This is a genomic window from Bradyrhizobium sp. USDA 4503, assembly GCF_054055815.1.
Window position 1 is genome coordinate 1,874,330 of the sequence record NZ_JBSRXS010000001.1, and the last position, 12,922, is coordinate 1,887,251.

Annotated in this window: 14 protein-coding genes and 1 tRNA gene; 2 read left to right on the top strand and 13 right to left on the bottom strand. The window is 64.3% G+C overall.

Annotated features, from left to right (window positions below):
* Nucleotides 1–561: 561 nt before the first annotated feature.
* From ACVMIH_RS09185 to ACVMIH_RS09215, 7 genes are all read right to left on the bottom strand, one after another.
* Nucleotides 562–639 (bottom strand) — tRNA-Pro (locus ACVMIH_RS09185).
* Nucleotides 640–750: 111 nt separating this feature from the next.
* Entirely contained in the window at nt 751–1,344 is a 594-nt protein-coding gene (locus tag ACVMIH_RS09190; protein ID WP_018271909.1) for a MerR family transcriptional regulator, read from the bottom strand.
* A 127-nt stretch (nt 1,345–1,471) separates the two neighbouring features.
* Complete coding sequence (locus tag ACVMIH_RS09195; RefSeq protein ID WP_035631661.1) at nt 1,472–1,807, bottom strand: integration host factor subunit alpha; 336 nt, start codon at nt 1,805–1,807, stop codon at nt 1,472–1,474.
* A gap of 130 nt (nt 1,808–1,937) precedes the next feature.
* Entirely contained in the window at nt 1,938–2,915 is a 978-nt protein-coding gene (locus tag ACVMIH_RS09200; RefSeq protein ID WP_057020717.1) for a beta-ketoacyl-ACP synthase III, read from the bottom strand.
* On the bottom strand, nt 2,912–3,973 hold the full coding sequence (gene plsX / locus ACVMIH_RS09205; RefSeq protein ID WP_076834353.1) for a phosphate acyltransferase PlsX: 1,062 nt from the start codon (nt 3,971–3,973) through the stop codon (nt 2,912–2,914). The genes ACVMIH_RS09200 and plsX overlap by 4 nt, the downstream gene beginning before the upstream one ends.
* A 309-nt stretch (nt 3,974–4,282) precedes the next feature.
* Nucleotides 4,283–4,876 carry a YceD family protein gene (locus tag ACVMIH_RS09210; protein WP_456785075.1) on the bottom strand — a complete coding sequence of 198 codons (594 nt, stop codon included), beginning with the start codon at nt 4,874–4,876 and terminating at the stop codon, nt 4,283–4,285.
* Nucleotides 4,873–5,424 (bottom strand): ubiquinol-cytochrome C chaperone family protein, encoded by a 552-nt coding sequence (locus ACVMIH_RS09215; RefSeq protein ID WP_456785076.1) that lies wholly within the window; start codon nt 5,422–5,424, stop codon nt 4,873–4,875. Before ACVMIH_RS09215 ends, ACVMIH_RS09210 begins: the two co-directional genes overlap by 4 nt.
* A gap of 137 nt (nt 5,425–5,561) precedes the next feature.
* On the opposite strand from ACVMIH_RS09215, the gene ACVMIH_RS09220 reads away from it, so the two are divergent.
* Together ACVMIH_RS09220 and ACVMIH_RS09225 are read left to right on the top strand one after the other, a co-directional pair.
* On the top strand, nt 5,562–6,038 hold the full coding sequence (locus ACVMIH_RS09220; RefSeq protein WP_018271914.1) for an outer membrane protein assembly factor BamE: 477 nt from the start codon (nt 5,562–5,564) through the stop codon (nt 6,036–6,038).
* Between the two features lie 154 nt (nt 6,039–6,192).
* Complete coding sequence (locus tag ACVMIH_RS09225; RefSeq protein ID WP_456861474.1) at nt 6,193–7,200, top strand: Bug family tripartite tricarboxylate transporter substrate binding protein; 1,008 nt, start codon at nt 6,193–6,195, stop codon at nt 7,198–7,200.
* 42 nt (nt 7,201–7,242) lie between these two features.
* Here ACVMIH_RS09225 and ACVMIH_RS09230 read toward each other — a convergent pair whose 3' ends face one another.
* From ACVMIH_RS09230 to ACVMIH_RS09255, 6 genes are all read right to left on the bottom strand, one after another.
* Entirely contained in the window at nt 7,243–7,398 is a 156-nt protein-coding gene (locus tag ACVMIH_RS09230; protein ID WP_167350400.1) for a hypothetical protein, read from the bottom strand.
* An 88-nt stretch (nt 7,399–7,486) separates the two neighbouring features.
* Nucleotides 7,487–9,607, bottom strand: a complete 2,121-nt coding sequence (locus ACVMIH_RS09235) for a sodium-translocating pyrophosphatase (protein WP_057020721.1) — start codon at nt 9,605–9,607, stop codon at nt 7,487–7,489.
* A gap of 285 nt (nt 9,608–9,892) precedes the next feature.
* The gene (gene thiL, locus ACVMIH_RS09240) at nt 9,893–10,894 is read right to left on the bottom strand and encodes a thiamine-phosphate kinase (protein WP_057020722.1); all 1,002 of its coding nucleotides are present in this window, start codon (nt 10,892–10,894) and stop codon (nt 9,893–9,895) included.
* 150 nt (nt 10,895–11,044) lie between these two features.
* Nucleotides 11,045–11,539 carry a transcription antitermination factor NusB gene (gene nusB, locus ACVMIH_RS09245; protein WP_016844994.1) on the bottom strand — a complete coding sequence of 165 codons (495 nt, stop codon included), beginning with the start codon at nt 11,537–11,539 and terminating at the stop codon, nt 11,045–11,047.
* Nucleotides 11,540–11,541: 2 nt separating this feature from the next.
* Complete coding sequence (gene ribH, locus ACVMIH_RS09250; protein ID WP_057020723.1) at nt 11,542–12,033, bottom strand: 6,7-dimethyl-8-ribityllumazine synthase; 492 nt, start codon at nt 12,031–12,033, stop codon at nt 11,542–11,544.
* Nucleotides 12,034–12,267: 234 nt separating this feature from the next.
* Nucleotides 12,268–12,876 (bottom strand): riboflavin synthase, encoded by a 609-nt coding sequence (locus ACVMIH_RS09255; protein WP_057020724.1) that lies wholly within the window; start codon nt 12,874–12,876, stop codon nt 12,268–12,270.
* Nucleotides 12,877–12,922 lie beyond the last annotated feature (46 nt).

The following is a 12,922-nucleotide window of genomic DNA, read 5'->3' on the forward strand; positions in this document are numbered from 1 at the left end:
GCCCCGAAAAACTTACAGTGTAACTATCTGGACCTGGTCGAGCTGCCTCCGGTCATCCCGCTGCCCGACCCCGTCGTCTGACCAGGGGCGTAGCCAGAGGCCCCTGGGCTCCCGGCTTTCGATCCTCGTGCCTGCATCTCGTGCCCGGGTGCATAGCCCGAAGCGCCGTGACTGCCTTTCTTGGAGCCCTTCTTTTGCATCTCGTGTCCAGGTGATTTGCTCGAAACGCCCTGTGCAAAAGCAACCGGGGTGGAAGCCATCAGGCATGCCGCGGAAAGGACGATGATTGCGTGCTTCATTTTGTCCTCCAAAATGCGCCCCGCGACTAACCGCCTGAAATCAGTGGCGTTCCATGAACGATTGTTCATCGACAACGACAGCCGCCGATGCGATCGGCTTGGTGCTGCCTCTTCAACGAGCGTTTGCTCGATATTAACGACAGCGTGTTGGCTTCCGCGCTCAGCTTTCCGCGACGGGCGAACAGCATTGGCAACCAATCGCAAGCCGACGGCGAGCGATGCGCGCCCGCTTCAAGCCACACCGAACGAATTTTGAGAAAAATGGTCGGAGCGAGAGGATTTGAACCTCCGACCCCTAGTCTCCCAGACTAGTGCGCTAACCGGGCTGCGCCACGCTCCGATGCCGTTCCATTAGCTGCGATCCTGCGTTCGCGCAAGGCGGGCCAGGCTCTCAAAGACTGTATTCCGAGGCCGGTTCCCTTGGCAGGTTTCCTCGGCAGGCTTCCTTGCCTCAGCCGTCCTTCATCGCCGCGTCGATCATCTGTCGGCAGGCGACCAGCTCCTGCAGCACGCGTTCGAGCCGCTCCCGATCGACTGACGGAACGGAGGGACGAACCGGCGGCGCGGCGGGCGCCTTGCCCGGCTGGGCGTGCGCCTTGTAGGTCGACAGGATCGGATCCTCGTCGGGATCGACGAATCGGTAGTCGATCCCCTTCTCGTCGCCATCACCCTCCTCGCCGTCGAAATCGAGGCCGTCGCTGCTCTCGAGGTCGTCGGGCTCGGCCATGCTGTTGCCGACGGCTTCCTCGACCGCGCCGAACGAGACCGCCGCGGTCTGGTCGGCGATGCCCTGCACCGATTTGATGCCGTGCTCCTTCAGGATCCGCTGCACACCGCGGATGGTGTAGCCCTCGCCGTACAGCAGCCGGCGGATGCCCTTGAGCAGGTCGACGTCGTCGGGGCGATAATAGCGGCGTCCGCCGCTGCGCTTCATCGGCTTGATCTGCGCGAAGCGCGTTTCCCAGAATCTCAGCACATGCTGGGGAATATCGAGTTCATCAGCGACCTCGCTGATGGTACGGAACGCATCCGGCGCCTTGTCCAAATGCCCGCTCCTTTGAGCTCAATGCCTGGAGCCTTTCCGTTCCGATTGAATCGGAACGGGGCTCCGGATTCTAGGTTTGCCGCGCTTTCTTCACGCGAACCGGGTATCCACTTCGCTTGAAAACGCTCTAGTCGGCCTTGCTGCCGTCGCCATTGGTGACGACATGGCCATTGATCCGCTGCTTCAGGATCGCCGACGGCTTGAACACCATCACCCGCCGCGGCGAAATCGGCACCTCGGTGCCGGTCTTCGGATTACGGCCGATACGCTGGCCCTTCTTGCGCACCATGAAGGAGCCGAACGAGGACAGCTTCACCGTCTCGCCCTTTTCCAGGCAATCGGTGATCTCCTTCAGCACCAACTCGACAAATGCCGACGATTCCGTGCGCGACAGACCCACCTTTTGGTAGACCGCCTCACACAAATCGACGCGCGTAACTGTTTTTCCGGTTCCCGTGGTCATCGCCTGCCCCGCACTCTCGGCGAACAATTTCTTGACTGAAATTAAAAGCTTAGCGCGCAATGGTCAACAGCGACCAGCGCCCAGGCGCAGGAAAGATACCAGCAACCTGTCGATACTGTTTGGCGATACGCTACCAGCGCACGAGCGCCGAGCCCCAGGTGAAGCCGCCGCCCATCGCCTCGAACAGCACCAGATCGCCCTTCTTGACGCGCCCGTCCTTCACGGCGACCGACAGCGCGAGCGGGATCGAGGCCGCCGACGTGTTGCCGTGCTTGTCGACCGTCAGGACCACCTTCTGCGGCGCAATATGGAGCTTGTGCGCCGACGCATCGATGATTCGCTTGTTGGCCTGGTGCGGGATGAACCAGGTGATGTCCTCGGCGGTAAAGCCGGTGGCGTTGAAGGCGTCGACGATCACGTCGGTGATCATGCCGACGGCGTGCTTGAACACCTCGCGGCCCTCCATCCGGAGATACCCGACCGTCCTGGTCGAGCCGGGCCCGCCATCGACGAACAGCTTCGCCTTGTGGCGGCCGTCGGAGCGCAGATGCGTCGTCAACACGCCGGGGTCGCTGGTGGTGCCGGAATGCTGCTGCGCCTCCAGCACGACCGCGCCGGCGCCGTCGCCGAACAGCACGCAGGTGCCGCGGTCGTTCCAGTCGAGGATGCGTGAGAAGGTCTCGGCACCGATCACCAGCGCCCGCTTGTGGGTGCCGGCGCGCAGGAAATTATCGGCGGTGGCCAGCGCGAAGACGAAGCCGGAGCAGACCGCCTGCAGGTCGAAGGCGACGCCATGGTTGATGCCGAGCCCGTGCTGGACGGCGACCGCGGTGGCGGGAAAGGTGTTGTCGGGCGTCGAGGTCGCGAGCACGATCAGGTCGATCGACTGCGCATCGACTTGCGCGTGGGCGAGCGCGGCCTGCGCCGCCTTGATCGCCAGATGCGAGGTGAATTCGTCGTCGGCCGCGATGTGGCGCTCGCTGATGCCGGTGCGCTGCACGATCCAGTCATCCGACGTGTCGATCCGGGTGGCCAGTTCGGCATTGGTCAAAACCCGCTCCGGCAAATATGAGCCGCAGCCGAGCACTACCGAACGTATAGCAGTCACGAGACAGCCTCCTGCGCGGTCTGCGCCTGCACCAGCGCACTGCCGTCGCGATTAAGCATCTGATTGATCTTGGTGAGGAGATCGAAGTGGGCCATCTCATAGCCAACATCCACCGCATAGGCAAAGCCTTCCGCGTTGGTGCCGCCATGGCTCTTGACCACGACGCCCTTCAGGCCGAGCAGCAGGCCGCCATTCGACTTGTTGGGATCGAGCTTGTCGCGCAGCTTCTGGAACGCGCCGCGGGCCAGCAAATAGCCGATCCGCGCTAGCCAGCTAGATGACATGGCCTCGCGCAGCAGCGTGAACATCTGGCGCGCGGTTCCCTCGGCGGCCTTGAGCGCAATGTTGCCGCTGAAACCTTCCGACACGATGACGTCGGCGAGGCCCTTGCCGATCGCGTCGCCCTCGACGAAGCCGATATAGTTGAACTGCGTCGAGTTCATCGCGCGCAGCATCTCCGCCGCCTCGCGGATTTCCCCGTGCCCCTTCATCTCCTCGGACCCGATATTGAGCAGGCCGACGGTCGGCCGTTCGAGGTTGAACAGCACGCTCGCCATGGCGCTGCCCATCACCGCCAGCGTCGCCAGATGGCGGGCGTCGCCGCCGATCGTGGCGCCGAGGTCGAGCACGACAGAGTCGCCGCGCAGCGTCGGCCACACCGCCGCAAGCGCCGGGCGGTCGACACCGGGGAGCGTCCGCAGATTGAGGCTGCCCATCGCCATCAGCGCGCCGCTGTTGCCGGCGGAGACCGCAACGTCGGCCTCGCCATGCTTCACGGCGTCGATCGCAAGCCACATCGAGGACGCCCTTCGGGTCCGCCGCAGCGCCTGGCTCGGCTTCTCATCGTTCTTCACGGCGACGTCGGTATGGATCACTTTCGATACCGCCTTCAGTGCCGGATGCTTGGCGAGCTCCGGCTCGATCTGGGCCCGGTCCCCGACCAGCAGGAATTCGCTGTCAGGATGACGGCTTAACGAGATCGCGGCGCCGGGAATGACGACGGAAGCGCCGACATCGCCCCCCATGGCGTCAAGCGCTATTCGAACCTTTTGAGGCATGAACGTCCCGGAAGCCTGCTTTCCCGCAGCCTTCAGACGAAGACCGCGAGCTTGAAGTCACCGCCGTCAACGGCGCGCGGCGAAACACCAACTCGCGTCCCGGCCGGGCCGCGACAATAGCGTGTCCTCGGTCCGACACAACCTCTTGACCGCAAATGAGGCAGCTGCCGAACCGTCACGCAACACATCGGAACATACCAGAAATACATTGTATTTCAATGTATTGTGACACGTATTTGAAGTAACTAGGAACACCGCTCGCGCAAGCTTGCAGGCAAGCCATCCCCGCAAATGTGGCGCCAGGCGCCCTCAACTTCCCTTGGGCTTCTTGCCGTCCGGCTTTTCCGTCAGCGCCTTCAGCGCCGCGAAAGGATGATTTTCCGGGTCAGGCGCTTCAGCCTTCTGTTCAAAGACCGCATCCACCTTGCGCGGATACGGGTCTATGCCGAGAAACAGCGCATCGGTGGCAAGCCGGCCGATATCGATGAAGCCGCCGACGATCGGCTCCGGCGGGTCCGGCGTTTCCTCATCGCTGTCGCCGGCGTCGTCGACCAGGTCGGCCATTTGCGGGATCTGCTCGGGCGGCGCGAACACCACATCGATCGGCTCATCGATCTCGTTCTCGATCGGATCGAGCGTAACCACGCAGGTCTGCCCGATCCTGGCCTTAACTCTGCCGGTGACGTGGTAGCTGCCGTCGCGCTTGGGCTGCAGGTCGAACTCTGCACGCGCGGAGACGACTTCCCGCAACTCGGCAACTTCGGCCATCGCCTTGCGCGCCGCCTCGTCGGCCGCGATCTCGCGATGCAGGCCGGTCTCCGGAATCTGCGCGATGTTGACCAGGACCCGCCAGGGGTCGCGGTCGCGCCGTGCATCGGGCTGCCCTGTGCCGCCGCCGCTCATGCCGCCGTCCCCGCAGGCTGTGGTGCCGGAAAGCGCCAAGTACCCTTGGCCAGCGCCGCGAGGTCGGCGCTCGCCAGCTCTTTGATCGCCTCCCTGGCGTAGGCAGCGAGCTCGCGGGCCTTGTCGATGTTCTGACCGTTGAGGATGTTCTTGCAGAACGACTCGGCCAAGGCTGCCTCGCTGTCGGTCAGCGCCAGATCATAGGCCGCGGTGCGGCCGTAGAAGGCTTCACCGAACGCCTGCATGCGCTTCGGCACCGTGAGGTCGCCGACGCCCATTTCGCGCAGATTGTCGTCCATATCGATGCAGAAATGATCGAACAGGGCCTGGGACAGCGCGACGCCGCCCTCGACGGATTTCAGTCGCCGCAGCACCAGCCACAGATGCATCAGAAGCAGGTCAAAACGGCCATTAACCGTGTCCGGAACGCCCAAGTCACGGTAAAACAACGGTTCTCGCGCCTGCGTCACGATCATGCCATAGATGGTCTCAATGGTGCTGCGCGCGGGCACCCGGGGTCTTCTGAAGTGATTGAACGGCCAAAGCATGACGGGTTCCGGCTGCCGGTCCCCAAAGGGTCGCCTGTTGAGAGGTCGCCCATTGGAGCTCGGCATGATTGCAATCCATTGAGCTGCCCGGTACGTCAATGCCTCGGCCGATGCAAGGGGACGGATCAGTTCCGCCGATGAACCACACTCTTTCACGACAGTCTCGCGCCGCTTCCGCGCGCGGGTTCTTTTCGCGTCTCCGCGCCGTCGCGGCGATTGGCCTCGTCTGCGCCGCACTCGGCGGCTGCGCCGGGGAACAATTCCAGAAGGGCTACATCCTGCCCGAGGGGGCGCTCGAGCAGATCCCGATCGGCGCGAGCCAGGACCAGGTGCTCATCGTGCTCGGCACGCCCTCGACGGTCGCAACGCTGGACGGCGAGGTGTTTTATTACATCTCGCAACGGACCTCCCGCCCGGTCGCCTTCATGAATCAGCGGGTGATCGACCAGCGCGTGATCGCGGTCTATTTCGACAAGAACCGGCAGGTGCGCCGACTGGCCAATTACGGCCTGAAGGACGGCAAGATCTTCGACTTCGTCAGCCGGTCCACGCCGACGTCGGGCCAGGAAATGTCCTACCTGACACCGCTCTTCAAGCTGCTGAGCTTCAACTAGAGCGTTTTCGAGCGAAGTGGGCTCCGGTTCGCGTGAGACAACGCGTCAAACCGGAGTCCAGAGCATAAGCCGCTGCGCCAAGTTGTCGCTTGCCCGAGGGGCAAGCGGTCCCCTAGTTTGCTCGCAAACAAGAGCCTGAGCAGGGGGTAAACGCATGACAGCCAAGAGATTTTCCCGTCGTACGGTATTGTCGAGCACGGCCGCATTGACGGCCGCGGCGATCCTGCCGCGCGCGAGCCTCGGCGCCGGTGACTGGCGGCCGACCGAGACCGTCCGCATCATCGTGCCGGCGGCGGCCGGCGGCTCGACCGACGTGATGGGGCGGCTGCTCGCGGCGCATTTGCAGCCGCTCTGGGGCCAGTCGGTGGTGGTGGAGAATCGCTCCGGCGCCGGCGGCACCATCGGCACATCCGAGGTCACACGCGCCAAGGGCGACGGCCACACCATCCTGATAGGCAATCCCGGCCCCAACGCGATCGCCTACAGCATCTTCCGCAACCTGACCTACAAGGCCGACCAGTTGCAGCCGGTCTCCAACATGATCCGGATTCCGAACATCGTATCGGCGCATCCGTCGACCGGTCTCAAGTCGATCCCCGAATTGATCGCCTTCCTGAAGAAGAATCCGGACAAGCTCACCTACGGCTCGTCCGGCACCGGACAAAGCCCTCACCTCACCGGTGCCTGGTTCCTGCAGCTCACCGGGTTGAAGATGACGCACGTGCCGTTCCGCGGCGCCGGTCCCGCATTGCAGGCCGGGCTCGCCGGCGACATCCAGATCCTGTTCGACAATCTCTATCCGTCGCTGCCGCAGGTGCAGGACGGCAAGCTCAACGGCCTCTGTGTCACCACGCCGGAGCGTAGCGATTCCGCACCGAACCTGCCGACGATGCGCGAGGGCGCGCCGGAACTGGCAAAGTTCGACGTCTCGTCCTGGTTCGGCGTGTTCCTGCCGAAGACCGCGCCCGCCCCGGTGCTCGACGAGTTGAACCGCCAAGTCAAGGCGATGCTGGAGCGCGACGACGTCAAGAAGAACATCGCCGGCATGGGCGCGCGCGCCGACTACGGCACGCCCCAGCAATTCTCCGATTTCGTCGATGCCGAGACGAAGAAGTTCGCGGCGATCATCGAGAAGGAAGGGTTGCAGATGGAGGTCAAGTAACAGCCGCCGTCACGACGTTTCCTGAGCACGTTGCGGCCAACGCTACGAAGACTTGTTGATCTTCTTGACCTTGGCGTCGGTCGCTTCAATCGACATCGCCAGTTCCATGATCGCCTTCGAGAGCAGCTCGATGGCCTCCTTCTGATCCTGCGATTTGGAGGCGCGGAGCGCGTAGTTCCGTGCGGATGAGAGCGACATCGATTGATCTCCGTGTTGTTCGCGTCTGGTTCAAAAATAAAACCCCGCGGCTTTCACCGCGGGGCTTCGTTTCAGTGGTGTCCGCCGCTCAGTGCGCCAGGATCGCCAGCAGCAGCAGCGCCACGATGTTGGTGATCTTGATCATCGGATTCACCGCCGGGCCCGCCGTGTCCTTGTAGGGATCGCCGACGGTATCGCCGGTCACTGCGGACTTGTGGGCGTCAGAACCCTTGCCGCCGTAGTGGCCGTCCTCGATGTACTTCTTGGCGTTGTCCCATGCGCCGCCGCCCGAGGTCATCGAGATCGCGACGAACAAACCGGTGACGATGACGCCGAGCAACATGGCGCCGACCGCGGAGAAAGCGGCCGACTTACCGGCTGCGCCACCGCCCGCGATCGCGTAGATCAGGAAGTAGACCACGATCGGCGACAGAACCGGCAGCAGCGACGGGATGATCATCTCCTTGATCGCCGCCCGGGTCAGCAGGTCGACCGCCTTGCCGTAGTCCGGCTTGTCGGTACCCTGCATGATGCCGGGCTTCTCGCGGAACTGACGGCGCACTTCCTCGACGATCGCGCCGGCGGCGCGACCGACCGCGGTCATACCCATCGCACCGAACAGATACGGCAGCAGGCCGCCGAACAGCAGGCCGACCACGACGTAAGGATTGTTCAGGGAGAAGTCCGGGTTGACGCCCTTGAAGTAGGCATGGGCATTGGAGTCGCTGATGAAGAATTTGAGGTCCTGATTATAGGCCGCAAACAGCACCAGCGCACCGAGACCGGCGGAGCCGATCGCGTAGCCTTTGGTCACCGCCTTGGTGGTGTTGCCGACCGCGTCGAGCGCGTCGGTCGACTTGCGCACCTCCTTCGGCAGCCCCGCCATCTCGGCGATGCCGCCGGCGTTGTCGGTAACCGGGCCGAAGGCGTCGAGCGCGACGATCATGCCGGCCAGCGCCAGCATGGTGGCGGTCGCGATCGCGATGCCGAACAGGCCGGCAAGGCTGTAGGTGACGAGGATGCCGGCGATGATCACGATCGCGGGCAGCGCGGTCGCTTCCATTGAGACCGCGAGGCCCTGGATCACGTTGGTGCCGTGACCGGTGACCGAGGCCGAGGCGATCGACTTCACCGGGCGATAGTCGGTGCCGGTGTAGTATTCGGTGATCCAGATGATCAGGCCGGTGACGACGAGACCGACCACGCCACACCAGAACAGCGCCATGCCGGTATAGTCGACGCCGTCGAGCTTGCCGAAGCCGACCAGCCAATTGATCACGAGCGCGACGCCGACCAGCGACAGGATGCCGGTGGCGATCAGGCCCTTGTAGAGGGCGCCCATGATGGACTGGCTGGCACCGAGCTTGACGAAGAAGGTGCCGATGATCGAGGTGATGATGCAGATGCCGCCGATCGCGAGCGGCAGCGTCATCATGTTCACCAGGATCGGCGTCTTGGCGAAGAAGATCGCCGCGAGCACCATGGTGGCGACCGCGGTCACCGCATAGGTCTCGAACAGGTCCGCCGCCATGCCGGCGCAGTCGCCGACATTGTCGCCGACGTTGTCGGCGATGGTGGCCGGGTTACGCGGATCGTCCTCGGGGATGCCGGCCTCGACCTTGCCGACAAGGTCGCCGCCGACGTCCGCACCCTTGGTGAAGATGCCGCCGCCGAGACGGGCGAAGATCGAGATCAGCGAGGCGCCGAAGCCGAGCGCCACCATGGCGTCGACCACGGTGCGGCTGCCCGCTTCCAGACCCATGAACTTGACCAGCACCATGAAGTAGATGGTGACGCCGAGCAGCGCGAGACCGGCAACCAGCATGCCGGTGATCGCGCCCGCCTTGAAGGCGAGCTCGAGGCCGCCGGCGAGCGAGGTGGTTGCCGCCTGCGCGGTGCGGACGTTGGCGCGCACCGAGACGTTCATGCCGATGAAGCCGGCAGCCCCCGACAGGATGGCGCCGATCGCAAAGCCGATCGCCACCGGCAGGCCCAGGAAGTAGGCCAGCACCACGAAGATCACGATACCGACCATGCCGATCGTGGTGTACTGCCGCCGCAGATAGGCCTGTGCGCCCTCGCGTACCGCGGCCGCGATTTCCTGCATGCGCGGATTACCCGCATCCGCGTTCAAGACCGACTGCGTCGCCCAGATCGCGTAAACGATGGAAAGCGCCCCGCAGAGCACAATCAACCATAAAGCTGTCATGTTGCCTCAGATCCTTGATGTAACCCCCGCGCCTTCTTGTGCCGCTAGGGGGCGGCAGGCGCTTATTTTGCGAGGACAATCCTCCCCAAAAACGGATTGCCTCAAATCGGGCGCGACCTTGCCAAAATCGTTACCGCTGTGCAACGCCACCCGTGGCCGAAAACGCCGATATCGGCAGCTATTTAGAAGGAAAATCGGCGCGATCAGGCGCGGGAAGTCCAGAGCTGCTTCCGTTCCGACGCGTTTTCTTAACGCGAACCGGTGCCCGCTTCGCTCGAAAACGCTCTAGAAATGGCTGTAGGACAGCCGCTTCAACTTCAGTTCCCGCCCCTGCCCGTCAAGGAAGCTTGGTGGCGACAAGCCTGCGATCAGGCCGCCGATTGCGGTCACCGCGACCTTGGCCTGCCGTGCGTCGCGCAGAAACGCGTCGACATGATCGCTCGGGACCGCGCACAAGAGCTCGTAATCATCACCGCCGGCCACCAAGGTCTCGATACCGATCGCCTTGCGCGCGAGCAGCCCTGCGGCTGCAGACGACAACGGGATGCTCGGCACGTTGATCACGCCCGCCACACCACTGGCTGCGCAAAGCTTGGTCAGATCGCCGGCAAGACCGTCGGACACATCCATCGCGGCGCTGGCGTGGGTGCGGACGGCCGTGGCCAAGGCGTTGCGCGGCTGCGGAACACGGTAACGGGCGGCAAGAAAATCCCGCCCGACGACATCGTCCGCCAGAGCCGCGGCGACCGGGCCACCCCGGAGCACATCGAGGCCGAGCGCGGCGTCTCCGATCGTGCCGGTGACGAACACACGGTCGCCCGCCTGTGCTCCCGCGCGATGCACCATCGTGCCCTGCGGCACCCGGCCGAACGCAGTGATCGAAATCATCAGCGGCCCCGGCGTCGAGACCGTGTCGCCGCCGAGCAGCGGGCAGCCGAAATGTGCGGCGTCCTCGCCGAGCGCCCGGGCAAACGGCTTCAGCCAGGCCTCCTCGGCGCTGCGCAGCGCCAGCGTCAGCACGAAGCCCGCCGGCACCGCGCCCTTGGCGGCGATATCGGAGAGGTTCACCCGCAGCGCCTTGCGCGCCAGCGTGTCGGGCGGATCATCGCCGAGGAAATGCACGCCCTCGACGATGGCGTCCGTGGTGACCACGATGTCTTCGCCGGCCGCCCTCAGCGCGGCGGCGTCGTCGTCGAGCCCGAACGCACCCGGATCGGTCGCGAGCGGCTTGAAATAGCGCGCGATCAGGGAGTCTTCGCCGGAGGTATGTTTGCTTGCTTGGGTCATCAACCCGTCATCCTGAGGTGCGAGCGAAGCGAGCCTCGAAGGATGCACGGCCCCGATGCGACCGTAGCGCCACGCCGTCGCCCTTCGAGGCCTCCGCTTCGCTACGGCACCTCAGGGTGACGGCTACGGAGGGGGGCGGCATCGCGGCACCTAGCTCCGCACAAACTCGTCGCCGCGGAACTGGCGCGCGATCTGGTCGAGCACGGCGTTGACCATGCCGGTTTCGTCCTTCTCGACGAAGGCATGCGCGACGTCGACATATTCGGAGACCACCACGCGGCCCGGCACGTCCTTGCGGTGCTCGAGCTCGTAGGAGCCTGCCCGCAGCACCGCGCGCAGGATGGCGTCGATCCGCTTCAGCGGCCAGCCCTTCGACAGCGCCTCGTCGATCAAAGGATCGAGCCTGGCCTGGTCGCGCACCACGCCGGAGACCACGTCGCGGAAGAACGCGGCTTCCGCCGGCAAATATTTCTCGCCCTCGACCTCGTTGCCGAGCCAGTGACTCTCGAACTCGGCGAAGATGTCGTTGATGCCGGCGCCGCCGATGTCCATCTGATAGAGCGCCTGCACCGCTGCGAGCCGTGCCGCGCCGCGGCGGTTGGCTTTTCTGTCGGGGGCTTTCGCGGGCTTCTTGTTGTCTGCCATGGTCAGGCCTTTGCCAGGCGGCGTTTGATCCGCAGCATCGCCAGCGCCGCACGCGCCGCGTCGCCGCCCTTGTTGAGTTCGCTGGCGCGCGCCCGCGCCCAGGCCTGCGCCTCGGTGTTAACGGTGAGGATGCCGTTGCCGAGCGGGAATTTCCGGCTGATGGCCAAATCCATCAATCCGCGCGAGGACTCCTGCGAGACGATCTCGAAATGGATGGTGTCGCCGCGCACCACGCAGCCGAGCGCGATCGCCGCGTCATAAGGCTTGCCGTTCGCTTCAGCCGCATCGATCGCGATCGCGATCGCCGCCGGGATCTCCAGTGCGCCCGGCACCGTGATCACGTCATGGCTGGCGCCTGCGGCCTTGATCTCTGCAAGCGCGCCTTCCAGCAGCGCATCCTGGATGTCGTCATAAAACCGCGCCTCGACGATCAGCACGCGTGCGCCGGTAATGTCGGTCTGGTCCTTCAGGGGTGCGCGCCGCGCGTCAGCCATCTACGTATCCATTTCATATTGTTGACATTTACCGATAACGTTGGATGTCAACGTTTCGCGAGTTTGTAGTCGCCCCGACGACTGAAGCCAAGCACGAATGCCTCAGGCACTGTCATTCCGGGATGGTCCGAAGGACCAGACCGCAGGTGCACAATAGTGCACCGGGGAATCTCGAGATTCCGGGTTCGATGCTTCGCATCGCCCCGGAATGACTGCCGCTTGACGGCTATGCCGTCATTTCATCTCCGACAGCCGCGCCGCGTAGCGGGCCATCAGATCGACCTCGATATTGACCTCGCTGCCGGCCTTCCAGGCGCTCAGGGTCGTCACGGAAAGCGTGTGCGGGATGATCAGCACCGAAAAGCTGACGTCGCCGACCGTATTCACGGTCAGCGACACGCCGTCCAGCGTGACCGATCCCTTCGCCGCGATGAAACGCGCCAGTTCGCGGCTGGTTCGCAGCTCGAAGCGCGCCATGTCGGGCAGGTCGTCGCGCTTGACGATGGTGGCGATGCCGTCGGCATGCCCGGCCACGATGTGACCGCCGAGTTCGTCGCCGATCTTGAGCGCGCGCTCGAGATTGAGCCGGCCGCCCTGCGCCCAATGCTTGGCGGTGGTCATGCCGAGCGTCTCGGCCGCCGCATCGACATCGAACCAGGTCTTGCCATCGGCGGTGCCGGAGGCGACGACGGTGAGGCAGACGCCGTTGCAGGCGATCGAGGCGCCGTCGGCGATCGTGGTCTGGTCGTAGTCGCAGGCAATCCGCATCCGGTGCAGTTGCCCCTGCGCCACCTGCTTCAGGCTGGTGATCTCACCGATATCGGTGACAATTCCCGTGAACACAACAAACCTCTTACTCTTCGTCGTGGCCGGGCTTGACCCGGCCATC

Coding starts and splice junctions, on each gene's coding strand:
- nusB (WP_016844994.1), bottom strand. CDS start 11,539: ATGGCAGACAACAAGAAGCCCGCGAAAGCCCCCGACAGAAAAGCCAAC.
- ACVMIH_RS09225 (WP_456861474.1), top strand. CDS start 6,193: ATGACAGCCAAGAGATTTTCCCGTCGTACGGTATTGTCGAGCACGGCC.
- ACVMIH_RS09230 (WP_167350400.1), bottom strand. CDS start 7,398: ATGTCGCTCTCATCCGCACGGAACTACGCGCTCCGCGCCTCCAAATCG.
- thiL (WP_057020722.1), bottom strand. CDS start 10,894: ATGACCCAAGCAAGCAAACATACCTCCGGCGAAGACTCCCTGATCGCG.
- plsX (WP_076834353.1), bottom strand. CDS start 3,973: ATGCCTCAAAAGGTTCGAATAGCGCTTGACGCCATGGGGGGCGATGTC.
- ribH (WP_057020723.1), bottom strand. CDS start 12,033: ATGGCTGACGCGCGGCGCGCACCCCTGAAGGACCAGACCGACATTACC.
- ACVMIH_RS09195 (WP_035631661.1), bottom strand. CDS start 1,807: ATGACCACGGGAACCGGAAAAACAGTTACGCGCGTCGATTTGTGTGAG.
- ACVMIH_RS09235 (WP_057020721.1), bottom strand. CDS start 9,607: ATGACAGCTTTATGGTTGATTGTGCTCTGCGGGGCGCTTTCCATCGTT.
- ACVMIH_RS09210 (WP_456785075.1), bottom strand. CDS start 4,876: ATGAGCGGCGGCGGCACAGGGCAGCCCGATGCACGGCGCGACCGCGAC.
- ACVMIH_RS09220 (WP_018271914.1), top strand. CDS start 5,562: ATGAACCACACTCTTTCACGACAGTCTCGCGCCGCTTCCGCGCGCGGG.
- ACVMIH_RS09215 (WP_456785076.1), bottom strand. CDS start 5,424: ATGCTTTGGCCGTTCAATCACTTCAGAAGACCCCGGGTGCCCGCGCGC.